Consider the following 21,439-nt stretch of genomic DNA (forward strand, 5'->3'; position numbering starts at 1 on the left):
AATCAGAAACCGCAAGGCAAAGGTGGGTTTTTATGGACACAGATTTGATGCAGGTGTTGTATTTGTCAGAGATTTACAAGCTGCTCGGTGACAAAACACGCTTGACGATCATGGCACTCTTGCAGGTCCAATCCTTTTGTGTACGAGATCTCGTCGAGATTCTGCAAACGTCCCAACCATCTGTCTCTCAACATTTGGCCAAGCTCAAAACACACGGGCTGGTCAAGGAAAAACGTAAGGGACCGTGGGTGTACTACTCCCTCAACACGGAGTGTCCGCCTGTCATTCGGCAAATTTTACAGCACTTGCCGGATGTATCGCCAATCGTGAAAGTCAAACAGGATGCAGCAGCTCATTCACTCAGATAAGTCATGCGAAAAAAAGCGTTGGATCAGGAAAGATCCAGCGCTTTTTTCAGTTCTTCCTTGTCAAATCCGTGAATGACGGTGCGGTCGCCATTTTCCTCTTCGATCAGCGTGACCGGAGTCATGCTGGCACCCAGGGCGATCGCTTCCTGAAAGTAGGCGTCATTTGCGCGGATGTCGCGGTCTTCGAAGGAAATGTTTTGCTGGGTCAGCCACATTTTTTCCTCCTGGCAAGGTCCGCAGGTTTGCTGCGTATATACGATAACGGTACGAGCCATTTGTCTGATTGCTCCTTTCATACCAGCGGGGATGTATAAACATTCGCGTCCCGCGCGATAAATCCTTCCGGCTTTCTCCAATAGCCTTCCCCTTATGGATGTTTTTGTGCAGCCCCTTTTTTGGAAGGGGTCCGCCCGCATACAAGCTCACCCCTCCGCACACATTATATTCAGCGACGTCGAGGAGGTGAATAGACCATGCCGAAAAGAAACAAAGCTGCTATGAACCAAGCGATGCGTAACCAAACCGAAACCACCACTACCGAGTTTGCAAGCGAAACCAACGTAGCGGAAGTGCGCCGCCAAAACCAGCAATCTGCTGCAAACGCTGCGCAACGCGCTCAGCAGCCTCAACAACCTACGGAATAACAGGACTGGATATTTTCACCCCCCGCTCTTTTGCGGGGGCTGTTTGTTTGTGCACTTGCAACAAGCGGGGGAGAGTGATATGTTGACTGCAAAACCAAGCCAGGGAGAAGTGACGGAATGATTTTGGGCATCGGAACCGATATCGTGGAAATCGCGCGGATACATACGCTCCTCAAGCGGCAGCCCCAGCTGCTGGACCGCATATTGACCGCGGAGGAAAAAGAGCGGCTCACCGGGATGAGCGAAACTAGGCTGGCCGAGCACGTGGCCGGACGTTTTGCGGCCAAAGAAGCGGGCGCCAAGGCCTTGGGGACCGGAATTGGCCGGTTGATCGGCTTTCACGACATGCAGATCGCTTCGACAGCATTGGGAAAGCCGGAAATGACGATCAGTGCAGCGGCCTGCGAAAGGCTGGGCAAAAAAATGGAAAGCCTGCGGATTCATCTCAGCATTTCGCACAGCAAGGAATACGCAGTGGCTCATGTGGTATTGGAAGAAGTAACTGCCGAAAGATGAAAGAACTGCAACTTGTCTGCATATTGGGACGAGGTTGAACATAGATTTATATCGCGTAGATTAGGAGGGACTACCTGTTCTAACAGAATCGGGAAATCTGCTGATCATTGGCGATAGAGCAGTCAACTCAGCCCACGACACGACATGCAGAGAATGACAGGATATGCGCCAATGGAATGAAAGGCTGACAGATTTCCCAGGAAATAGACAGGCGAGCCCTTCTTCGTCGAAAAATGCAGACAAGGAGGAGTTCATTGAATGAAACGGGCAGCACTTCCATTGGCGCTCATGTTGCTTTTCTCTCTGCTGCTCGGCGGCTGCTTTGGTCAAAAGACACCGGAGGACGTTGTCGATGATCTGAGCAGCACGCTGGACAAAATGGCCGGCTACAAGTCACAGGCGGTTCTCACCATGCAAACCAGCTCTACACCGATGGAGTACGATGTGGAGGTCTGGTATGAAAAGCCGACGAACTACCGCGTAGCCCTCACTTCGAAGCAGAGAGGCATCACACAAATTATTCTGCGAAACAACGAAGGTGTTTTTGTACTGACTCCCCATCTGAACAAGAGCTTCCGTTTCCAAAGCGGATGGCCGGAAAACAACGGGCCGTTGTATCTGTACGAAACCCTCGCTCGCAGCATTATCGACGACGCAGAACGCAAGATGAGCATGGATGACAAAGACTATCTCTTTGAGGTAAAAGCCAACTACAGCGGAAACCGTTCGCTGACCAAGCAAAAAATCTGGCTATCCGATGATTTGAAGCCGAAGCGTGCGGAAATCATGGATTCCAATCTGGAGACGCTGGTAAAAATTAACTTCACGGAATTTGTCTTCAATCCGCCGTTTGATAAGGATTCCTTTGACAAGGACCGCAATATGACGGCAAGCTCCATGTCCGTCATTCCGACGATGGCGCAGGCTACCGATTCCGCCCAGCAGCCCAGCAGCCAGTTCGGCGTCATCGTCCCGACGTATCTGCCGGAAGGGGTCAAACAGGGGGACATCGAGCCGGTTACCCGAAATGGTCAAAAGACCGTCGTCCTCCAGTACAAAGGGGCTTACAACTACAAGCTGATCGAATCCCGGCCTACGGAAGCCACCGTCTCCTACGAGCAAGGGATGCCGCTCGATCTCGGATTTACCATCGGTGTGCTGACGCAGACAGCCGACAACCAGCGCTACCTGACATGGGAGCTGGACGGCGTGGAGTTTACGCTGACGGGAGACCTGCCGGAAGAGGAAATGGTGAAGGTCGCGCAGTCCACCTACGGCTTGGGCGGAAAATAAAGATAGGTTGCACTCGCGTACGCGCTCGGTCCCGCTCTGGGGCCGGGCGTTTTTTGACGTAGACGTATAAAAGAGTGCTGGTATCGGGGCTTGGGCGAGAAGAAGCGTGCTTCCCCGAGCCGGTGGCCGCAAGCAAAAGTGCACGTCCCCGGGACGGAGCGGCCGCGAGCTGAAGCGCATTTCCCCGCGGTCTGAAGGGATACCCAGTAATTAGCTTTTGACCTGCGGCACCTGTAAGCACTATTCTAGGTTGATGGGAAAGTGGCTTCTAAAAAAAACGTGTATTCCTCTCGAGTGAATTGACACCTTCTGTCCAAAAGAGATAAAGTCAAAGTAACTATGCGATGAGGTGAAACGGAATACATGAAGAATCAGGCCAATGAAATACTTTATCAAGAAGAATCCGGATACAAGGATCTTCTCTTGCGAAAAAGCATGAAAATGCGGTTGATGGAGACCGTCGCGTTTGTCATCGGCATGCTCCTGTTGTCGTCGTTCTTCAACTCCAAGACGGACACCTTCAAAATCATGGCTTTTGCCATCGCCATCGCTGTTGTCGGACTGGCACCTTTCTTGTACAAATGGGTTCTCCGTCCTACCTACAAGCTGACCAAAACCCACTTGATTATCACCATGAGCGGAAGGGAAGAGAGTTACCCGCTCTCCGAGGTAGAGATGATTTACGAAGGGCGCCACTTCTACAGATTGTCGGGGAAGCGCCATTCGCTGATGGTATCCAAGGTATTTTTGAATAAATTGAATGAACGCTTGTATCTATATCACAAGGGCAAAAAGAGGAGATAGCTGATGAAACCGTTTTGTCGGGATACATGGGTAGAGGTAGATCTGAATGCGATTCGGGCAAATGTCGAAGCCTTTCGCAGACATATTCCAGCAGCTACGGGCATCATGGCCGTCGTCAAGGCAGACGGGTACGGCCACGGAGCGGTTCATGTCGGGCAAGAGGCGCTCTCCAGCGGTGCCGATTCCCTGGCTGTCGCGATGCTGGATGAAGCCGTGGTGCTGCGGGAAGCGGGAATCACGGCGCCGGTATTGGTGCTGGGCTATACGCCGGTCGAATCCGTCGCGATCGCCAGCAGATGGGGGATCGAGCTGACCGCCTCCCATGCGGAATGGGTGGAGCAGGCAGAGGCGGAACTGACTCGCGCGGGAGCCCAGCCGATCGGCATCCACATCAAAACCGACACAGGCATGGGCAGACTGGGCGTGCGAGACGCCGATGAGCTGCTGCAAGTGGTGGAGGCGCTGGAGCATAGTCCCCATCTGAACTGGACGGGAATTTTCACGCACTTTGCCTGCGCGGACGAGGAGGACACGTCTCACGCCCGCGCTCAGCACGAGCGCTTCCAGGCCTTGCTGTCCGCCCTGCGCACTGCCGGCAAAACTCTGCCGCGGGTTCATTGCTGCAATACCGCAGCGGCCATGGTCTTCCCTGAATGGGGGTATGATACGATCCGTTTGGGCATAGGTTTATACGGGTTATATCCTTCGCCTTACCTGAAGCAGCAGGCCGTGCTCCAGCTGACGCCGGCGCTGTCCCTGAAAACGCGCATTGCCCATGTGAAAACTGCGGCAGAAGCGATGACTGTCAGCTATGGGGCTACGTATACCGCCAAACCGGGTGAGACCATCGCGACGCTTCCGATCGGTTACGCGGACGGCTTTTCCCGGTTGTTGTCCAATCGCGGTGCTGTCTTGCATGCAGGCAGCCGCGCGCCGATCGTCGGGAGGGTATGTATGGACCAGATCATGGTCAAGATCCAAAGTGAGACCGCCCAGGTGGGAGACGAGGTTGTCTTGTACGGTCGCCAAGGGATGGAGGAGATCTCCCTCGACGAAGTTGCCGGGCTCGTGGGAACCATCAATTACGAGATACCCTGCATGCTGAACTACCGGATTCCGCGCGTCTATCGCCGGGATGGAGAAGTGACTGAAGTGTTCCACCCTTTGACGATGACGCATAGGCCCGCGCACAGTGTAAATAACTAGCAGATGAAAGCAGGCAGGAATTCAGCGAAAAAGCACGAATACTAGTAGAGCGCAAAAAAGGGTTCTACCCGTAGCGACCGGACAGGTATATTTTTGCAAATGGTTCGACATAATGGTAGTGACTCATACTGGAATGCGGTACACACTGCGATGTAACGGTCATGGTTGGAGGTGGATTCGTCTTGTCAAAGTCAAATACGAAACGTATTATGATTAGCCTGCCACATCACCTTCTTCAGGAAGTGGACGGCGTCATTCAAAAAGAAAAATCCAATCGGAGTGAATTTATTCGCCAGGCAATGCACCTGTATCTGAAGGAGCGCAAAAAACGCGCCATCCGGGAAACGATGCAAAAAGGGTACATGGAAATGGCTAAGATCAACTTGAATATGGCATCGGAGGCATTTGGCGCTGAGGAAGAGGCTGACCATACTCTTGTCCGCTTAGTTAGCGGGGTGTAAGATGTGATTGTCAAACGTGGCGATGTATTTTTCGCGGACCTATCACCGGTTGTCGGCTCTGAACAGGGAGGGGTGCGACCCGTATTAGTCATCCAAAACGATATTGGCAATCGATTTAGTCCGACGGTCATCGTCGCAGCGATCACCGCGCAGATTCAGAAGGCTAAACTGCCGACGCACGTGGAGATTGACGCAAAAATGTATGGATTCGACCGCGACTCCGTCATCTTGCTAGAACAAATCCGAACCATTGATAAGCAGAGGCTGACCGATAAAATCACGCATCTGGACGATGAGATGATGGAGCGTGTCAATGAATCTCTGCAAATCAGCCTGGGCATTATCGACTTTTAACAAAAGAAGATCCGTTCATCTGGCGGCAGGAAGGAAAAACCACTTGATATATTGGCAGGTGGTTTTTTTGCTGTCTGGGCAGGGATTGGCCAAAGGCGCAGCGAAAGGATACTAATAAAAATTTAGACAAAAAATGACACGGGTTCTCTTTTCGAGAGGCTGCTGGCAAGCTTGTAAAATGGAAGGAGTTTCTTGTTGTGACAGGGCTTCATTCACATCAAATTAATATTTCTTCTGAGGCAGACATCGTCACAGCTAGACAAATAGGTCGAAATATGTCGAAAGAACTTGGGTTCGGTACCATTATGCAATCACGAATCGCGACCACCATATCGGAATTGGCGCGAAATATATTTCTATACGCCGGGGACGGCTTTATTCTCCTCGAAGGGCTGGTGGAGGAAAGCCGTGTCGGTTTGAAAATATCTGCGGTGGACCAGGGAGGCGGCATTGCGGATATTCGCAAAGCCATGGAGGATGGCTTCTCTACGTCTGGAGCGCTGGGCGCAGGCTTGCCGGGCGTGAGGCGAATGATGGACGAATTTACTCTGGAGAGCCGTCCCGGGCAAGGCACCAGGGTCGTCGTCGTAAAATGGCTAGAGGGACAAGAGGGGAGATGAGCGCAGACATGGGGCAAGATTCGGAGCTGATGTACACCCGTATTCTGCGCGGTTATCTGGAGGGAAAGAGTGAAGACCAGCTCTACCTGGCCCAGCAGTTTGGAAAGTGGCTCCTCTCCAAGAACATTTCGCCGGAGGAGGTCATCGACATGCATGGCCGTCTGCTGGAGGCGCTGGGAGACGTGCCGCTGTATGTGAGGGACTCCTTTCAGATTCTCACCGAGGTCATGATCGAGTACGGCAACGCCTTTCGCTCCTTTGACAGCTGGCGCAGCCGCCATCAGCAGCTGCAGGCCGAGATTGCAGTCGCTTCCGCCATGCAGCAGACGCTTTTGCCCGAGAGGCTGCCCCAGTGCCCCGGGATGGACATCGGCATGGTCAGCATCGCGGCCAATGAGATGAGCGGCGACTTCTACCACTTTGGTTATGAAGAAGAGGGGCAGTTCTACGTGGCGATCGCCGATATTACGGGAAAAGGCATACCGGCTGCGATGTGCATGTCGATGCTGAGGTACGCCATGGACAGCCTGGGGGAGATGAAGCTGCCTCCCGCTCACATGCTCCGCCATCTGAACAGCGTCGTCGAACGAAATATCGATCCCTGCATGTTCGTGACCATGCAGTACGGCCGGTATGATACGGTCAACCACGTCTTTCGCTACGCGACGGCGGGCCACGAGCCCGGGTTTCTCTATCGGGTGCGGGAGGACCGTTTTTATGATCTGGATGGACGGGGAGCGGCCCTGGGAATTGCGGCGGGGAGCGAGTATCAGGAGTACGTCCTGCAGCTGGAACCGGGGGATTTCCTCGTTCTGTTGACGGATGGCGTGACCGAGCGGAAAATCGACCGCTCCTACATACAAAGAGAAGAACTCATCTCCTATCTGCAGGAAGAGATGCATGTCCCGGCACAGGAGCTGGTGAACCGCCTGTACCAAAGACTGCTGCTTCTCTCTCAGTTTGAGCAGCAGGATGATTACACGATGATCGTGCTTCGGCGAGACCAGGTTAGCAAGGGAGGAGAATGACATGGAACTGACCATGAAAGAGTCCGTTCAGGATGATCAGCATTTTCTCTACGTAGCGGGAGAAATCGATGCCTATACGGTCCCCCGGTTACGAGAGCGGCTGCTCGCTTTGGTGAGTGTCCCTGAGAGAAGACGGGTGACGGTCGACCTGCAAGAGGTGGAGTATATCGACAGCACGGGCATTGGCGCCTTTGTCGCCGCGATGAAGGCGTGCAAGCAGTCCGGTTCCGTGCTGGAAGTGCAAAATCTTTCCCCCCGTGTAGAGAGGTTGTTTCGCATTACCGGCTTATACGAGAGAATCGTGCCTCACAAAGGAGAGAACCACTAATGGGTCAAAAACCTGAGGCTGAAGTCATAGAATTGACATTGCCAGCCCGTTCGGAATACGTCAGCATCGCCAGGCTCACCGTATCCGGAGTGGCGAACCGGATGGGATTCGGCTATGAAGAGATCGAGGACATCAAGCTGGCCGTGGCGGAGGCGTGCACGAACGTGGTGGAGCACGCGTACGGGGAACAGGGATGGGAGCCGTTTCGCATCCTGTGCCGGCTGTATTCCGACCGACTCGTCATCGAGGTGATCGACCGGGGGAAAGGCTTCGGATTTGACGAAAAGCGGGATGGGCTGAAGCCAATTCGCGTCGATATCGACATCGATGAGGTGGTGGAAGGAGGCTTGGGACTGTATCTGATCCACTCCGTCATGGACGAAGTGCGGGTGACGACGGAGGATGGCGTGAAGGTAGCGATGACCAAGTACCTGCGGCAGGATGAGGTGTCTAGCGATGACCGGTCAATCACGAAAACAGAAGCCTAATCGCGAGGAATTGGCGCGGATCGTCAGCGATTACCGGGAGACGGGGGACAGTCGCTTGCAGGAGGAGCTGGTCTGTGCCTATACGCCGCTGGTGGAAGCGCTGGCGAAAAAATTCGTGCGCGGACAGATTCCTTATGAAGACCTGATTCAGGTGGGGATGATCGGGTTGTTGGCGTCCTTCCGGCGGTTTGATCCCGGTTTTGGCCGTTCCTTTGAGAGCTTCGCGGTCCCGACGATTGTCGGCGAGATGAAACGATTTATCCGGGACAAGACGTGGAGCGTCCACGTCCCCCGCCGGGTCAAGGAACTCAGTCCCAAAATCAAGCGGGTCGTGGATGAATTGACCGTCACCCTGCAAAGATCACCGCAGATTTCCGATATCGCTGCCCGACTGGGAGTGACACCGGAAGAAGTCCTGGAGACGCTGGAGATGGGACGCAGCTATCTCTCGCTCTCCATGGACAGCGAACTGGATGCGGACTGCGAAGGCAATACGTTTACCCTCTTTGATCTGATCGGCAGCGAAGACGAGGGCTACCAGCATATCGATCAGCATCTCTTGCTGGATCGGGCGCTGCAGGTCCTGGATCATCGGGAAAAAGAAATCATTCAGCTTACCTTTTACGAAAATCTCAGTCAAAAACAGGCGGGAGATCTGCTGGGCATGTCCCAGATGCATGTGTCCCGTCTGCAGCGGCGGGCATTGGCCAAGCTGCGGGAGGCATTGCGGGTGGATCAGGAAGAATATTATACGTAAACGACGGGGGAGTGCGGGACATTCCTCCGTTTTTTTGTGTGGTTGCCAGGTGCATGACGGGATAAAGGGGAACTGGAGTATGCCATATGGATAGCCCCGGGTGAAGACCAGTCCGGATATGGTACAATATCCAAGTTAGCATGAGCGCAGGAGGGAAACTATGGACTTAACGTTGATGATCCAGACGATCGCTCAGGAGACAGAGGTTAAGAGGCATCAGGTGGAGCGGACTATCGCCCTGTTGGACGAGGGCAATACCGTCCCGTTTATCGCCCGTTACCGCAAGGAGATGACAGGGCAGCTAGATGAGACGCAAATTCGCGCCATTGAGGAGCGCGTTCGCTACCTGCGCAATTTGTCGGTCAGAAAAGAGGAAGTTATCCGGCTGATCGAGGAGCAGGGGAAGCTGACGGATGAGCTCAAGGCCTGCATCGAAAAGGCGACCAAGCTGCAAGAAGTGGAGGATCTGTACAGGCCCTACCGGCAAAAGCGGCGAACCCGCGCGACGATGGCCAAGGAAAAGGGATTGGAGCCCTTGGCCGCCTACCTGTTGGCGCGGCCTGAGGCGGGCGATCCCCTGGCGGAGGCAGCCCGGTACATAGACGAGGAAAAAGGAGTCGAATCGGCGGAGCAAGCCCTGCAAGGAGCGATGGATATCATCGCGGAACAGGTATCGGACGATCCGCAGGTCCGCCAATGGACGAGGGAGCGGACCTTGCAAAAGGGCGTCTTGGTCACGGAGCAGAAGGCTGAGGAGGCCGACGAGAAAAATATCTACCAGATGTATTACGCATACAGCGAGCCGCTCAAAAAAGCGGCGCCGCATCGGGTGCTCGCGATCAACCGGGGGGAAAACGAAGGAATCTTGAAGGTATCCGTGGAGGCGCCTGTCGAAGAAATCTTGCTTTATCTGAAGAAACGCCTGGTTCCAAAGGAGACGGTCGCCAGACCATGGCTGGAAGCGGCAGCCGAGGATGCCTACAAGCGGCTGATCCAGCCCTCCATCGAGCGTGAAGTGCGGGGAGAGCTGACCGAAGCTGCTGAGGAGCGGGCCATCCACATTTTCGCGGAAAATCTGCGGAATCTGCTGCTGCAGCCGCCGGTAAAGGGAAAAGTAGTCTTGGGCGTAGACCCGGCCTACCGGACAGGCTGCAAACTGGCTGTCGTCGATGACACCGGCAAGCTGCTGGAGGTAGCCGTGATCTATCCGACCCCCCCGGTCAGCAAGGTAGCGGAGGCATCCGCCAAGGTGAAGGAACTGGTCGACCGCTACGGCGTCCATATCATCGCCATCGGGAATGGAACCGCATCCCGGGAGACGGAACAATTTATCGCCGGCGTAATCAAAGAAATGAAGCGGGACTTGTCCTATATCATCGTCAACGAAGCGGGCGCTTCCGTGTATTCGGCATCCGCGCTGGCCAAAGAGGAGTTCCCGGAGCTGGACGTCGCGGAGCGCAGCGCGATCTCGATTGCCCGCAGACTGCAGGACCCTCTGGCGGAACTGGTCAAAATCGACCCCAAATCGGTGGGTGTGGGGCAATACCAGCATGACGTGTCGCAGACGCGGCTGGCGGAAAGTTTGCAATTCGTCGTGGAGTCGGCGGTTAACCACGTCGGCGTGGACGTCAACACGGCTTCGCCGTCGCTTTTGCAGTACGTGTCCGGCATCAGCCGGCAGGTAGCGGGCAACATCGTCAAAAAGCGGGAGGAGCTCGGAAAGTTTACCAGCCGCAAGCAATTGAAGGAGGTCCCCCGGCTGGGCGCCAAGACCTTTGAGCAGTGCGTCGGTTTCTTGCGCATCATGGATGGGGAAGACCCGCTCGACAGGACGCCCATTCACCCGGAATCCTACCCGGCTGTGCAGCGGCTGCTCGCGTCGATCGGCATCTCGGCGGCGGAAATTGGCAGCGAAGCCTGCCGCTCCCGCCTGGAGTCGCTCGATCTGCCGTCTGTAGCGGCACAATTGGACATCGGGGAGCCGACGCTGCGCGATATTGTGGACAGTCTGCTCCGTCCCGGCCGCGACCCCCGCGACGAACTGCCCAAGCCGCTTCTGCGCAGCGATGTGCTGCAACTGTCCGATCTGAGCGCGGGCATGAAGCTGCAGGGCACGGTGCGCAATGTCGTGGACTTCGGGGCTTTCATCGACATCGGTTTGAAAAACGACGGACTGGCGCATATCTCGCGCCTGCGAAAAGGCTTTGTCAAACACCCGCTGGATGTCGTCACCGTAGGGGACATCGTGGATGTCTGGGTGGTGGAGATCGACGAAAAGCGGCAGCGCGTCGGCCTGTCGCTGATCGCTCCCGGGGATTGAACATGCAAAAGCGGCCACCCTATTGCGGGCGGCCGCCGTGTTTTTCCCAATATAAGAACCAACAGCTGTTCAGCAACCGAATTTGCCGCACGTCCTTCCCGGAGAAGGCACGCTGCAACTGTCTTCGCATCCATTGTGGCATAAGTGCTACCTCCTGGTGTCATTCCTCTACTCGCAATGTATGCGGCAGATGCACAGGAGGTACCTTTTTTCTTGCGTCTTACTCTTCTTCTTGCAGGAATTCCAACTGGGCCTGCAGGGCGCGAATCTCGGTCAAGAGCGAGATCAGCGGATAGACATCTTCCTTCAGCGCGGAGAAGCGTTTTTCCAGCTGACTGACATACGCCAGGCCGTCCTCGATCTCGGTACCATCTCCCAGCAGCTCCAGGCCGCTGCATTCGGCGACCACGGCGGGAAGCTCGGGGCGTCCTTCGATGGTCAGTTTGTCGATTTCCTTTTGCAGCCGCTTCAGAAGAGCGACCAATTGGTACATATAGGATTCAGGCATGGCGACAAAGCGCAGCCCGGTTTTTTCTTGCAGGATCAAATAGCGCATACGTTCCCCCACCCATCTGATGATCTCATCAAACAAGTGTACTGTTTGCACTGGCACTTTTCAACCAAAACTGTTATCGTCTTGGTACAAAGAGACGACGGGAGAGAAATCAAGATGACGGATCAGGAGCTGCAAGCGCTGGTCGAGGCGATCTCGGCCGAGTTTTTTGCCCGGCCGTTTCGGCATCAGGCCCGCTTTAACAAGCGGCTGCGCACGACAGGGGGGCGCTATCTGCTCCGCTCTCACGACATCGAGCTGAACCCCCGCCACCTGGAGGAGTACGGGGAAGCGGAGCTGATCGGGATTATCAAGCATGAGCTGTGCCATTATCATCTGCACCTGGAAAAGAAGGGGTACAAGCATCGGGACCGGGACTTTCAGGAGCTCTTGCGGCAGGTCGGAGGAAGCCGGTACTGCCAAGAGGTGGGCGGGGGACGGACGAGGCTTCCGTACCGGTATGAGCTGGTCTGCGGCGCCTGCGCCATGCGGTACAAGCGCAAACGCAAGATGGATCCGGCCCGTTACCGCTGCGGCCGATGCGGGGGAAGACTGCGGCTGGTGGAGATTTCCCCCGGCTCGTAGAGGAAAACCCCGTTCCTTGCACCCTTTTGCGGCAGGGCGGTATAATGAAGGCACGAAGACACAAAAGGAGCATAAACCGTGACGCAAGACGAATTTTCCCTGATCAGACAGTGGACGAGCCGCTCCAGTGGCCAGCACGGAGACGGTCTCTCCGTAGGGATTGGCGACGATGCAGCGGTTTTTTCGCTTTCGCCCGGGATGGAGGTCGTCGCCTGCTGCGATGCGATGGTGGAAACCGTCCATTTTCTGCGGGAGACGATGAATCCGAGCGATATTGGTTACAAAGCGGTCATGAGCAATATCAGCGATGTCGCCGCGATGGGCGGCCTACCTCGCTTTGCGCTGATCAGCGTGGCTGTGTCCCCCGGCTGGTCCGCAGATGACTGCCAGCAGATTTACGAAGGCATCTACGACGCGTGTGAAGCGTATGGCGTCCGCGTAATTGGCGGCGATACCGTGTCCAGCCCCGCCGCCTTGACCCTCTCCGTCACGCTGCTGGGGGAAGTGGAAAAAGGGCGGGCGCTGCGCCGCTCCGCAGCACGGCCGGGACAGCTGGTGTTTGTGACGGGGCAGGTAGGCGGTTCGGCAGCCGGCCTCGATCTGTTGTTACGCAGTGCGAAAAAGGGAGAAGCTGTAGCTGAGGAGTGGAGGCCGCTCGCATGGTTCCACCAGAGGCCGCAAGCCCAGGTGGCCGCAGGCCGCATCCTGGCCGCCTCTCCTTGGGCCGGCGCGCTGAACGATGTAAGTGACGGCCTGGCCTCCGAGCTTTCGGAGATTGCCGAAGCCAGCGGTGTCCGGCTGGTGATCGACGAGAGGAGCATCCCGGTGGCAAACATCACCCGCGCCTACGCCATAGAGACGGACCAAGACCCGCTTGGCTGGGCTTTGTACGGGGGCGAGGATTATCAGCTGGTAGGAACGCTCGAGGCCGCGGAGGTCAAGGAGGCGGAGCTCCGCTTTGCCGAAAAGGGCATCCCGTTCACGGTGATCGGCCGGGTGGAAGCCGGCGAGCCCTCTGTCTGGATGGACCGGGAGCAGGGCCGGATGAAGATCGCCAAAGCGGGTTACAACCATTTTGGCGGAGCGGAGGCAGGGAAAGGATGACGGAGAATGGTGTATGAGTGGCATGTTTACGGGGTGGAGGAAACCCAGCGCTTCGCAGAGATGCTGGGCTCCCGACTGGCACCCGGCGATCTGCTCGCCTTGGAAGGGGATTTGGGAGCGGGCAAAACGACATTTACCCAGGGACTGGCGCGGGGCCTTGAGGTGCGCGGGACGGTAAACAGTCCGACTTTTACGATTATCAAGGAATATCAGGGGCGTTTGCCGCTGTATCATATGGACGTCTACCGAGTGGGAGAGGATGTGGATTCCCTCGGGCTGGACGATTATTTTTTTGGCGAGGGCGTCACCGTGGTCGAATGGGCCTCCCTGATCGAAGAGGTCCTGCCGCCGGAGCGTCTGACGGTGACCCTGCGGACAACAGGCGAGAGTGCTCGCCTGATCCAACTGGTTCCAGAGGGCGATCGTTACGTGAAACTGTGCGAGGAGATTGAGTGGTAATGCGTGTACTGGCAATCGATACATCCAATCTGGTGTTAAGTGTAGCGGTCGTGGAAGAAGGGCGCGTCCTCGCGGAGATGACGACCAATCAGCAGAAAAATCACTCCGTCAGACTGATGGATGCCATCTCGCTGCTGATGGACGAGACGAACACCCTCCCTGAGCAGCTGACAGGGATCGGAGTGGCCAAGGGACCAGGCTCGTACACGGGTGTGCGCATAGGCGTAGCGGCAGCGAAGAGCATGGCCTGGTCGCTGCAAATCCCGGTGATCGGGGTCTCCAGCCTGGAGGCTGTGGCGATGAACGCACTGGGCGCACCCGGCCTGATTGTCCCCCTGTTTGATGCCCGGCGTGGTCAAGTATACACAGCGGCATACCGTTCGGCAGGTATTCAGCGCGTAACCGCGGAGGCGGCGGAACGCCTCGTGCTGCTTCGCGACTGGTGTGCGTTGCTCGGGCAGCAGCCGGGGAAAGAGACGATTCTGTTTATGGGAGAGGATCTCGGCCTGCACCGGGAGGCGATCAGGACGGAGCTGGGAGAGCGTGCCGTTTTTGCGCCGGCGTCCTGCAATCACCCGAGGGCGGCCCATATCGGCCTGGCGGCTCTCCGCAGACTGGCCGAGGGAGAAGCGGGCCATCCGCATGAGCTGGTGCCGGAATACCTGCAGCTGGCGGAAGCCGAAGCCAAATGGCTGGCTCAAAATGCGGCCTGCCCGGAAAAGGAGTAGCCGGCGCTATGAGCGAACAGACCGATCTTGTATTTCGCTTGATGGCGCTAGAGGACGTGGATGCCGTCTGGGAGCTGGAGCGGCTTGCCTTTCCCACTCCCTGGCCGCGCGATGCTTTTGTCAACGAGCTGACGATCAATCCCAATGCCCGGTACGTCGTCGCTGTGCGGGATGGCCAGGTAATCGCTTACTGCGGGATGTGGATCGTGCTGGATGAAGCCCACATCACCAACGTGGCTGTCCACCCCGCTTGCCGCGGACAAAAGATCGGCGAGAGGCTGATGCGCCAAATGATGGGGCTGGCCTATTTGTACGGGGCGAGGGGCATGACGCTCGAAGTGCGGCCATCCAATACGGTGGCTCGCAATATGTACGCCAAATTGGGTTTTACAGAACAGGGGCGCCGCAAACGCTATTATTCCGATAACGATGAGGATGCTCTGATAATGTGGGTGACATTGCATGAAGAATAGACAACCATCCCGCTATGAAGAACGGGTGCAGCGGGCATACGAGGCTCATCAGCAGTCGGGCCGGCCGGTCTTCATCCTCGGGATTGAGACCAGCTGTGACGAAACATCGGCATCGGTGGTGCAGGATGGCCGGATCGTCCTGTCCAATGTGATCGCGTCGCAGGCAGATATTCACAAGCGGTTCGGCGGAGTGGTGCCGGAGGTGGCCTCCCGCCGCCATGTGGAAAACATCACGCTGACCATAGAGGAAGCGCTTCGCGAGGCCGGGAAAACGCTAAGCGACATCCAGGCGATCGCCGTGACGTACGGGCCGGGCCTGGTAGGCGCGCTGCTGGTCGGAGTAGCGGCCGCCAAAGCGATTTCGTATGCGCGCGGCATTCCGTTGATCGGCGTCCACCATATCGCGGGTCATATTTACGCCAACCGCCTGGTCACCGAGCTTGAGTTTCCGCTGATTGCCCTGGTCGTATCCGGGGGGCATACGGAGCTCGTCTGGATGAAGGAGCACGGCCATTACGAGATCCTCGGCGAGACGCGCGATGACGCCGCCGGCGAAGCGTACGACAAGGTGGCGCGGGCCCTGCAGCTGCCTTATCCGGGCGGCCCTCATATCGACAGGTTGGCCCACGAGGGGACGGCCGCCGCCATACCGCTTCCCCGGGCCTGGCTGGAGCCCGGCTCGTATGACTTCAGCTTCAGCGGTCTCAAGTCGGCCGTGCTCAATACGCTGCATAACGCATCCCAGCGCGGCGAGACCATCAACCCGGCTGATGTGGCCGCCAGCTTTCAGGATTCTGTGACGGAGGTTCTGGTGGAAAAAACGACGCGGGCCGTCAAGGAATTCGGCGCGCAGCAGGTTTTGCTAGCGGGAGGGGTGGCTGCCAATCGCGGATTGCGGGAGAGGCTCGCGAAGCGCTGCCAGGAAGAAGGGATTCCGCTGGTGATTCCGCCGCTTTCTCTCTGCACGGACAATGCGGCGATGATTGCCGCTGCCGGTTATATTTCCTATCAAAAGGGAAAGTTTGCCTCGCTGGATCTGAATGGAGTGCCGGGATTGCCGCTCTCCTGATGCAAGAAAAAACTGCTCGGTTGCGGGCAGTTTTTTTCTTTATGGGCAGGCCGGCACTTTTCCACAGCTTCTGGATAATAGTTGTGTTTTTTCTTCCCCACACCTGTGAATACTGGTGATAACTAGAGGCATTTACCGGGAAAATCATGTTTTTTCTGTGGATGAATCTGTGGAATATGTGGATAATCAGAACATTTTATCAACAATGGGGGAAGATTGATGAAAAAGTGGATGCTGATCTGGCTGGCCTGGGCCATCTTCTGGCAGGCGCAGGCGGTGGAAATCCAGGCGAGCCGCCCTGTCCAGGAGGCGACGGCTGACTCCGGGAAAAGACAGGTCATCATGCTGTTTGTGGAAGGCCTCTCCTTTCAGGATGTGGAGCGGCTCCGCAGCTATCCACATGTGGATAATTGGCTCAGCCAATCGGAAGCGGGCGCCCTGTCGATCCGCTCCCCCGGTACGCGCACTGCTGCCAATGCGTATCTGCTCCTGGGGAGCGGAGGGCCGGCCCTCTATTCGGATAAAAGCGGCATGGCGTACCATCCGGAGGAGTACCTCTCCAAAAACGAGACGGCCGGCGAGCGGATGGTCGAAGTAAGTCCGCCGGAAATCGCACCGCTGTCCCGGTACCGGATCGTTTTTCCCGGCATTTACCGGCTGCTGGCAGAAAATCGCGACAAGCCGTTCACCGCCCGGATTGGCCTGTTGGGGGAGACATTGGCCCGCCATCACTTATCTGTCATCAGCTACGGTAATGGCGATTATGACGACACCCGCTCCCGGCTTGCCGTCCTTTTTGCCATGGACGAGCGCGGCGGGGTCCCCTACGGCAATCTGGCAGGTGAGAGTGTCGAGGAGTCCTCCGCCTATCCGTACGGGGTGAAAACCAATTACACGTACATCTGGGAAAGCATCCAGCGAGAAAGCAGCTCCGGATTGATCGCGGTTCAACTTTCCGATCTCGCGCGGCTGCACCAGGTCGCGGACGATATGGCCCCTGAGCGGTTTGCCGCCCAGTACGAGCAGATTATGCAAGACCTCGGCGGCTTCCTCGACCGGGTGCTCGCCTCCCGCCAGCCGGGGCAAATGGTTATGCTGCTCTCGCCGCTGCCGAATCCCAAGGCGCTGCAGGCCAAAGAGATGCTGCCGCCGCTTTTTCTCTGGAGGGGAGAAGAGGCCGGGCTGCTCACTTCGGTGACGACCAGGCAAACCGGGCTGGTGAGCGGTCTTGATGTCGTGCCGACGATCCTCCGCTTTTTGGGGGTGGAGGTCCCGGCCGGACTGGCTGGCCATCCGATGGTGGCGGAGAGGGGACTTGGCATCGGCGAGCTCCAGCGGGAAGTGGGGCATATCCACCATATCTATGCCAATCGCAGCTCGGTATTGTACACCTATGTCATGCTGCAGATCATCATTATCGGAGCAGCGGCCGTACTGTACATCCTCAGCAGGGGGAGAAGGGGAGAGCATCTGCAGTGGGCCCGACGGGGGATGAGGCTTGCCCTGCTCTCGCTCTTGTGGTTTCCGCTGTTGTTTCTGCTCGAAGGGCTGGCCGGATGGACGGTCTCTCCGCCGATGGTGCTGGGTGCATGCATTCTGCTCGCGGTAGCGGGCGCCTGGCTGATGGAAGGCAGATCGCTGCCGGCCGGGCTGGCCATCGTCTCGGGGCTGACGGTGCTTGCTTTGCTCGTCGACGGCTGGAGCGGCACCCCGGCGATGCGCCGTTCCTACCTGGGCTATGACCCAGTGATCGGTGCCCGGTTTTACGGTTTGGGAAACGAGTTCGAAGGCGTCCTGATCGGCTGCACCATTCTTTTTGCGGCCGCTCTGTACCAGTGGCGCGCCCTGCAAACGAATGCGCCCCCGCCGGGGGGAGTTGCGCTCGGCAGTGCGGTCTTGCTCTTCGCTGTCGTTCTGGCGTACATGGCTGCACCCGGATGGGGAGCGGATGCGGGCGGATTTCTCGCCGGGCTGGCCGGCTTTTCGGTCGTGCTGATGCGCCTTCACGGGTGGCGGCCCGGCAAAAAAATCCTCCTGCTGCTCGCAGGAGGATTGGCAATCGGGATCGGGCTGTTGACAGTGGTCAGTCTCTTGTCGGCGCAGCCGCCCACGCATATCACCAGGGTAGCCGCACAGATCGTCTCCGGCGACTGGGCAGAGGTGATGCATATGGTGAACCGCAAGCTGGAGATGAATCTCAAGCTGATTCGCGTTTCGGTATGGAGCCGCGTCTTCGTCGTATCGCTGGTGGTTCTGGCACTGCTGACACTGAGGGACGAGCGGTATCTGCGCCATTTCGCCAGCGACTACCCGTATCTGGTCAAAGGCTTTGCGGGCATCGTCGCCGGATCGGTGGCCGGCCTCGTGCTGAATGATTCCGGGATTATTACGGCGGCGACCTGCATTATTTTCCTGGTCGTGCCCTCCCTCTACACAGCGCTGTCCGAGCCGGCAGAGGAGCGCTACTCGAGCTCCTGAGCCGCTCATCTGACCCGCTTTTGCCGGCTACGACAAGTCTCTTGGGCCTCACGGATCCATACCCATCTGGTATCGAACCGGTTCCCGGCCTAGGCTCATCATCCTTGCTCGGTAAGGTCGCCCCATTCCTCGTACAGCCTCTCCAGTTCGGCCCGGGCTTGTTCGATCTTGTCGTTGCGTTCTTTGGCCAGGACGTGGTCGCTGTAGATTTCCGGGAGGCATAATTCTTCTTCCCAGGTTTGGATGGCGGCTTCCCGCTGCTGAATGGCTGCCTCGATTTCCTCCAGACGGCGCTGTCGTTGCCGCTCGCGCCGTTTTGCCTCCTTGTCCCGCTCATAGCTCGACTTCTCCTGCTCGGCTTCAGGGGAGGTCTTTTTCCCTTTTTGGGCCTGCTCTTCCGCGGCCAGCTCAGCCAGCTCCTGCTTCTTTTCTACATAGTAGTCGTAATTGCCGAGATAGCTGGTGACGCCCTCAGGAGCCAGCTCCAGCACCCGGGTGGCGATTTTGTTGAGAAAATAGCGGTCATGGGAGACGAACAAAATCGTGCCCGGATAGTCGTACAAGGCGTTTTCCAGCACTTCCTTGCTGAAGATATCCAGGTGGTTGGTCGGCTCGTCAAAAATCAGGAAGTTGGCCTGCTTCAACATTAATTTGGCCAGAGAGACACGGGCGCGCTCCCCCCCGGAGAGATCGGCGATGCGTTTTTGCACATCGTCGCCGGTAAAGAGAAAATTGCCCAGCAGCGTCCGCACGTCCCGCTCCAGCATCAGGGGGTATTCATTCCAGATCTCGCTGAGGACCGTGTTTTGTTCGTTCAGATTGCGGTGCTCCTGATCGTAATAGCCGATCGTGACATTGCTGCCGAACTGGATATTGCCGGACAGCGCCGGAAGCTGCTCGACGATGGTTTTGAGCAGCGTCGATTTGCCGATCCCGTTGGGGCCGACCAGCGCCACGCGCTCTTCCCGCTCCAGCTCAAAAGACAGGTGTCGGGAGAGGACGGCATCCGGATAGCCGATGCTGACGTTGTGCGCCTTCATCACGACCGTGCCGCTCATCTTGGCGATCTCGAAGGAGAAGTTGACCGATTTGTTGTTCATGATCGGCTTGTCCAGACGATCGATCTTCTCCAGGGTTTTTCGTCTGCTTTGGGCCCGCTTGGTCGTCGTCGCCCGGGCGATATTGCGGGCGATGAAGTCCTCCAGCTTGGCGATCTCCTCCTGCTGCCGTTCGTAGCGTTTCATCTCTTGCTCCAGCCGCGCCGCCTTTTGATCGAGAAATTGACTGTAGTTGCCTGTGTACCGCGTGGCCCGGGTCCGCTCGATTTCATAGACGACGGTGACCAGTTTGTCCAAGAAGTAGCGGTCGTGAGAGACGACCAGAATCGCGCCTGGATAGTTTTGCAGGTAATTTTCCAGCCAGGTCAGCGTCTCGATATCCAGGTAGTTGGTCGGCTCGTCCAGTAGCAGAATCGACGGCGCCTGGAGAAGCAGCTTGGCCAGGGCGAGTCTGGTTTTTTGTCCGCCGCTCAGCGTCTTGATCGGCGTCTGGTAGTCAAAATCGGCGAACCGCAGGCCGTGCAAGACGCCGCGGATCATCGCTTCGTAACTGTAGCCGCCCCGTTCCTTGAATGCCTCCGAACGGCGGGAATAGTCCTCGAGGATCTGCTGGTAGCGCTTTTCATCCGCCAGGACAGCCGGGTCGCCCATCAGCGCCTCCAGCTTGCGCAGCTCCCGCTCCTCTTGTTGCAAGTGGGCGAAGACGGTAAGCATCTCGTCCCAGATGGAGCGCTCCGACTCCAGTCCGCTGTTTTGGGCCAGATAGCCCAGCGTTACGTCTTTGGGTATGCGCACGGTGCCGCTGTCATAGCTGAGCTGCCCGGCCAAAATCTTCATCAATGTCGATTTTCCGGCACCGTTGACGCCGACCAGTCCGACGCGCTCCCCGGTTTGTATTTGCAGGGAGATGTCCTGTAAAATGGTCTCGATTCCATAGGTTTTTTGTATATGTTCAGCTTGAAGCAATATCATGAATTCCACCTCTTTGCGAAATGCCGAGAAAATAACTAGATAAAAAGAATTCTATCTGTCCAGTGTAGCGTAGGGACCGTCTCAGGGACAACCCTGCCACCGGAAGAATCGCACGAAATATAAGGGAGGAGAGGGTGCGCATGGAACTCATCAACCAAAAGAAGGAGCTGCGCCAGAGAATCTTGGCGGAGCGGGCCAAACTGAGTCCGGAGGAGCACCGCCGCCGTTCCGCGGAGTTTTGCCGCTCCCTTTTCGCGTTTGACCCCTTGCAGGAATGCCGCGTGATCATGGCCTTTTTCCCGTTTCGCGACGAGCTGGATATCGTGCCGTTTTTGGAAGCTGCGCGCGAACGCGGACAGGAGATCTGGCTGCCGCTGACGGTTCAAAAAGAGCGGAGGATCGTACCGTACATCTACACCGGGGCAGCCGACCTGAAGCAGGGGGCGTACGGCATCTGCGAACCGGATCCAGCTCGGGCCCAAGAGGGCAACACGCGCGACCTGGATGCAGTGCTTGTACCCGGTGTGGCCTTCGACCGAGGGGGAGGGCGAATGGGCTATGGAGCAGGGTATTACGATCGTTTTCTCTCCTCCCTTTCCCGGCGTCCGCTGCTGATTGGCTGTGCGTTTGAGCTGCAGGTCGTTTCGCGCGTCCCGATGGAGCCTCACGACATTCCGCTTGATTTCATCGCCACCGAGGCGGGTGTCGCCGTATGCGGCGAAAAAGGCCGCTAGCAGCCTTGCCACTCTCTGGAAATGACGTTTTGTGTCAGG

The 21,439-nt window shown here is 57.1% G+C and carries 26 protein-coding genes; 22 read left to right on the forward strand and 4 right to left on the reverse strand.

Annotated features, from left to right (window positions below; genetic code table 11):
- The first annotated feature begins 32 nt into the window (after window positions 1–32).
- Complete coding sequence (locus JD108_RS02500) at window positions 33–368, forward strand: ArsR/SmtB family transcription factor (protein ID WP_198828437.1); 336 nt, start codon at window positions 33–35, stop codon at window positions 366–368.
- A 23-nt stretch (window positions 369–391) separates the two neighbouring features.
- On the opposite strand, the gene JD108_RS02505 is transcribed toward JD108_RS02500, so the two are convergent.
- Window positions 392–643, reverse strand: coding sequence for a glutaredoxin family protein (locus JD108_RS02505; protein ID WP_198828438.1), 252 nt, complete (start codon window positions 641–643; stop codon window positions 392–394).
- A gap of 198 nt (window positions 644–841) precedes the next feature.
- Between JD108_RS02505 and JD108_RS02510 the strand changes: the two genes are divergently transcribed.
- The 13 genes from JD108_RS02510 (at window position 842) to JD108_RS02570 (ending at window position 11,187) form a co-directional block, all read left to right on the forward strand.
- Complete coding sequence (locus JD108_RS02510) at window positions 842–1,012, forward strand: gamma-type small acid-soluble spore protein (protein ID WP_198828439.1); 171 nt, start codon at window positions 842–844, stop codon at window positions 1,010–1,012.
- 117 nt (window positions 1,013–1,129) lie between these two features.
- Window positions 1,130–1,528 (forward strand): holo-ACP synthase, encoded by a 399-nt coding sequence (gene acpS / locus JD108_RS02515; protein WP_198828440.1) that lies wholly within the window; start codon window positions 1,130–1,132, stop codon window positions 1,526–1,528.
- Window positions 1,529–1,786: 258 nt separating this feature from the next.
- A complete protein-coding gene (locus JD108_RS02520; RefSeq protein WP_198828441.1) occupies window positions 1,787–2,821 on the forward strand; it encodes a DUF4367 domain-containing protein in 1,035 nt (344 codons plus the stop codon).
- Window positions 2,822–3,184: 363 nt separating this feature from the next.
- The gene (locus JD108_RS02525; RefSeq protein WP_198828442.1) at window positions 3,185–3,625 is read left to right on the forward strand and encodes a hypothetical protein; all 441 of its coding nucleotides are present in this window, start codon (window positions 3,185–3,187) and stop codon (window positions 3,623–3,625) included.
- Window positions 3,626–3,628: 3 nt separating this feature from the next.
- On the forward strand, window positions 3,629–4,831 hold the full coding sequence (alr, locus tag JD108_RS02530) for an alanine racemase (RefSeq protein ID WP_198828443.1): 1,203 nt from the start codon (window positions 3,629–3,631) through the stop codon (window positions 4,829–4,831).
- A gap of 161 nt (window positions 4,832–4,992) precedes the next feature.
- The gene (locus JD108_RS02535) at window positions 4,993–5,292 is read left to right on the forward strand and encodes a CopG family ribbon-helix-helix protein (protein WP_198828444.1); all 300 of its coding nucleotides are present in this window, start codon (window positions 4,993–4,995) and stop codon (window positions 5,290–5,292) included.
- Window positions 5,293–5,295: 3 nt separating this feature from the next.
- A complete protein-coding gene (locus JD108_RS02540) occupies window positions 5,296–5,646 on the forward strand; it encodes a type II toxin-antitoxin system PemK/MazF family toxin (RefSeq protein WP_198828445.1) in 351 nt (116 codons plus the stop codon).
- A gap of 275 nt (window positions 5,647–5,921) precedes the next feature.
- On the forward strand, window positions 5,922–6,266 hold the full coding sequence (locus JD108_RS02545; protein WP_228728270.1) for an anti-sigma regulatory factor: 345 nt from the start codon (window positions 5,922–5,924) through the stop codon (window positions 6,264–6,266).
- An 8-nt stretch (window positions 6,267–6,274) separates the two neighbouring features.
- Entirely contained in the window at window positions 6,275–7,294 is a 1,020-nt protein-coding gene (locus JD108_RS02550) for a PP2C family protein-serine/threonine phosphatase (protein WP_198828447.1), read from the forward strand.
- Window position 7,295: 1 nt separating this feature from the next.
- The gene (locus tag JD108_RS02555) at window positions 7,296–7,622 is read left to right on the forward strand and encodes an STAS domain-containing protein (protein WP_198828448.1); all 327 of its coding nucleotides are present in this window, start codon (window positions 7,296–7,298) and stop codon (window positions 7,620–7,622) included.
- On the forward strand, window positions 7,622–8,110 hold the full coding sequence (gene rsbW / locus JD108_RS02560; protein WP_198828449.1) for an anti-sigma B factor RsbW: 489 nt from the start codon (window positions 7,622–7,624) through the stop codon (window positions 8,108–8,110). The genes JD108_RS02555 and rsbW overlap by 1 nt, the downstream gene beginning before the upstream one ends.
- Window positions 8,079–8,867 carry an RNA polymerase sigma factor SigB gene (gene sigB / locus JD108_RS02565; RefSeq protein WP_198828450.1) on the forward strand — a complete coding sequence of 263 codons (789 nt, stop codon included), beginning with the start codon at window positions 8,079–8,081 and terminating at the stop codon, window positions 8,865–8,867. The genes rsbW and sigB overlap by 32 nt, the downstream gene beginning before the upstream one ends.
- 160 nt (window positions 8,868–9,027) lie before the next feature.
- On the forward strand, window positions 9,028–11,187 hold the full coding sequence (locus tag JD108_RS02570; RefSeq protein WP_198828451.1) for a Tex family protein: 2,160 nt from the start codon (window positions 9,028–9,030) through the stop codon (window positions 11,185–11,187).
- Between the two features lie 19 nt (window positions 11,188–11,206).
- Here the strand turns inward: JD108_RS02570 and cmpA are convergent, their stop codons facing one another.
- Both cmpA and JD108_RS02580 read right to left on the reverse strand, forming a co-directional pair.
- A complete protein-coding gene (gene cmpA / locus JD108_RS02575; RefSeq protein ID WP_198828452.1) occupies window positions 11,207–11,329 on the reverse strand; it encodes a cortex morphogenetic protein CmpA in 123 nt (40 codons plus the stop codon).
- Window positions 11,330–11,407: 78 nt separating this feature from the next.
- Window positions 11,408–11,743: a hydrolase/acyltransferase gene (locus tag JD108_RS02580; protein WP_198828453.1), complete on the reverse strand. Its 336-nt coding sequence runs from the start codon at window positions 11,741–11,743 to the stop codon at window positions 11,408–11,410.
- Between the two features lie 114 nt (window positions 11,744–11,857).
- Between JD108_RS02580 and JD108_RS02585 the strand changes: the two genes are divergently transcribed.
- The 7 genes from JD108_RS02585 (at window position 11,858) to JD108_RS02615 (ending at window position 18,636) form a co-directional block, all read left to right on the forward strand.
- A complete protein-coding gene (locus JD108_RS02585) occupies window positions 11,858–12,325 on the forward strand; it encodes a SprT family protein (protein WP_198828454.1) in 468 nt (155 codons plus the stop codon).
- Between the two features lie 78 nt (window positions 12,326–12,403).
- Entirely contained in the window at window positions 12,404–13,429 is a 1,026-nt protein-coding gene (thiL, locus tag JD108_RS02590) for a thiamine-phosphate kinase (protein WP_198828455.1), read from the forward strand.
- A 6-nt stretch (window positions 13,430–13,435) separates the two neighbouring features.
- A complete protein-coding gene (tsaE, locus tag JD108_RS02595; RefSeq protein WP_198828456.1) occupies window positions 13,436–13,888 on the forward strand; it encodes a tRNA (adenosine(37)-N6)-threonylcarbamoyltransferase complex ATPase subunit type 1 TsaE in 453 nt (150 codons plus the stop codon).
- Window positions 13,888–14,616: a tRNA (adenosine(37)-N6)-threonylcarbamoyltransferase complex dimerization subunit type 1 TsaB gene (gene tsaB / locus JD108_RS02600; protein ID WP_198828457.1), complete on the forward strand. Its 729-nt coding sequence runs from the start codon at window positions 13,888–13,890 to the stop codon at window positions 14,614–14,616. The genes tsaE and tsaB overlap by 1 nt, the downstream gene beginning before the upstream one ends.
- Before the next feature lie 8 nt (window positions 14,617–14,624).
- Entirely contained in the window at window positions 14,625–15,089 is a 465-nt protein-coding gene (gene rimI, locus JD108_RS02605; protein ID WP_198828458.1) for a ribosomal protein S18-alanine N-acetyltransferase, read from the forward strand.
- A complete protein-coding gene (gene tsaD / locus JD108_RS02610; protein ID WP_198828459.1) occupies window positions 15,079–16,158 on the forward strand; it encodes a tRNA (adenosine(37)-N6)-threonylcarbamoyltransferase complex transferase subunit TsaD in 1,080 nt (359 codons plus the stop codon). The genes rimI and tsaD overlap by 11 nt, the downstream gene beginning before the upstream one ends.
- Before the next feature lie 219 nt (window positions 16,159–16,377).
- Window positions 16,378–18,636 (forward strand): DUF2339 domain-containing protein, encoded by a 2,259-nt coding sequence (locus tag JD108_RS02615; RefSeq protein ID WP_198828460.1) that lies wholly within the window; start codon window positions 16,378–16,380, stop codon window positions 18,634–18,636.
- 98 nt (window positions 18,637–18,734) lie between these two features.
- On the opposite strand, the gene JD108_RS02620 is transcribed toward JD108_RS02615, so the two are convergent.
- On the reverse strand, window positions 18,735–20,666 hold the full coding sequence (locus JD108_RS02620; RefSeq protein WP_198828461.1) for an ABC-F family ATP-binding cassette domain-containing protein: 1,932 nt from the start codon (window positions 20,664–20,666) through the stop codon (window positions 18,735–18,737).
- A 140-nt stretch (window positions 20,667–20,806) separates the two neighbouring features.
- Between JD108_RS02620 and JD108_RS02625 the strand changes: the two genes are divergently transcribed.
- On the forward strand, window positions 20,807–21,400 hold the full coding sequence (locus tag JD108_RS02625) for a 5-formyltetrahydrofolate cyclo-ligase (protein WP_198828462.1): 594 nt from the start codon (window positions 20,807–20,809) through the stop codon (window positions 21,398–21,400).
- Window positions 21,401–21,439: the final 39 nt, after the last annotated feature.

The organism is Brevibacillus composti, assembly GCF_016406105.1.
Lineage (GTDB): Bacteria > Bacillota > Bacilli > Brevibacillales > Brevibacillaceae > Brevibacillus > Brevibacillus composti.

Coding starts and splice junctions, on each gene's coding strand:
- JD108_RS02615 (WP_198828460.1), top strand. CDS start 16,378: ATGAAAAAGTGGATGCTGATCTGGCTGGCCTGGGCCATCTTCTGGCAG.
- JD108_RS02510 (WP_198828439.1), top strand. CDS start 842: ATGCCGAAAAGAAACAAAGCTGCTATGAACCAAGCGATGCGTAACCAA.
- JD108_RS02555 (WP_198828448.1), top strand. CDS start 7,296: ATGGAACTGACCATGAAAGAGTCCGTTCAGGATGATCAGCATTTTCTC.
- acpS (WP_198828440.1), top strand. CDS start 1,130: ATGATTTTGGGCATCGGAACCGATATCGTGGAAATCGCGCGGATACAT.
- JD108_RS02580 (WP_198828453.1), bottom strand. CDS start 11,743: ATGCGCTATTTGATCCTGCAAGAAAAAACCGGGCTGCGCTTTGTCGCC.
- sigB (WP_198828450.1), top strand. CDS start 8,079: ATGACCGGTCAATCACGAAAACAGAAGCCTAATCGCGAGGAATTGGCG.
- JD108_RS02625 (WP_198828462.1), top strand. CDS start 20,807: ATGGAACTCATCAACCAAAAGAAGGAGCTGCGCCAGAGAATCTTGGCG.
- alr (WP_198828443.1), top strand. CDS start 3,629: ATGAAACCGTTTTGTCGGGATACATGGGTAGAGGTAGATCTGAATGCG.
- JD108_RS02520 (WP_198828441.1), top strand. CDS start 1,787: ATGAAACGGGCAGCACTTCCATTGGCGCTCATGTTGCTTTTCTCTCTG.
- JD108_RS02620 (WP_198828461.1), bottom strand. CDS start 20,666: ATGATATTGCTTCAAGCTGAACATATACAAAAAACCTATGGAATCGAG.
- rimI (WP_198828458.1), top strand. CDS start 14,625: ATGAGCGAACAGACCGATCTTGTATTTCGCTTGATGGCGCTAGAGGAC.
- JD108_RS02585 (WP_198828454.1), top strand. CDS start 11,858: ATGACGGATCAGGAGCTGCAAGCGCTGGTCGAGGCGATCTCGGCCGAG.
- JD108_RS02500 (WP_198828437.1), top strand. CDS start 33: ATGGACACAGATTTGATGCAGGTGTTGTATTTGTCAGAGATTTACAAG.
- JD108_RS02550 (WP_198828447.1), top strand. CDS start 6,275: ATGGGGCAAGATTCGGAGCTGATGTACACCCGTATTCTGCGCGGTTAT.
- JD108_RS02525 (WP_198828442.1), top strand. CDS start 3,185: ATGAAGAATCAGGCCAATGAAATACTTTATCAAGAAGAATCCGGATAC.
- JD108_RS02505 (WP_198828438.1), bottom strand. CDS start 643: ATGGCTCGTACCGTTATCGTATATACGCAGCAAACCTGCGGACCTTGC.
- JD108_RS02570 (WP_198828451.1), top strand. CDS start 9,028: ATGGACTTAACGTTGATGATCCAGACGATCGCTCAGGAGACAGAGGTT.
- tsaB (WP_198828457.1), top strand. CDS start 13,888: ATGCGTGTACTGGCAATCGATACATCCAATCTGGTGTTAAGTGTAGCG.
- JD108_RS02545 (WP_228728270.1), top strand. CDS start 5,922: ATGTCGAAAGAACTTGGGTTCGGTACCATTATGCAATCACGAATCGCG.
- rsbW (WP_198828449.1), top strand. CDS start 7,622: ATGGGTCAAAAACCTGAGGCTGAAGTCATAGAATTGACATTGCCAGCC.
- cmpA (WP_198828452.1), bottom strand. CDS start 11,329: ATGCCACAATGGATGCGAAGACAGTTGCAGCGTGCCTTCTCCGGGAAG.
- JD108_RS02535 (WP_198828444.1), top strand. CDS start 4,993: ATGGTTGGAGGTGGATTCGTCTTGTCAAAGTCAAATACGAAACGTATT.
- tsaE (WP_198828456.1), top strand. CDS start 13,436: ATGGTGTATGAGTGGCATGTTTACGGGGTGGAGGAAACCCAGCGCTTC.
- tsaD (WP_198828459.1), top strand. CDS start 15,079: ATGAAGAATAGACAACCATCCCGCTATGAAGAACGGGTGCAGCGGGCA.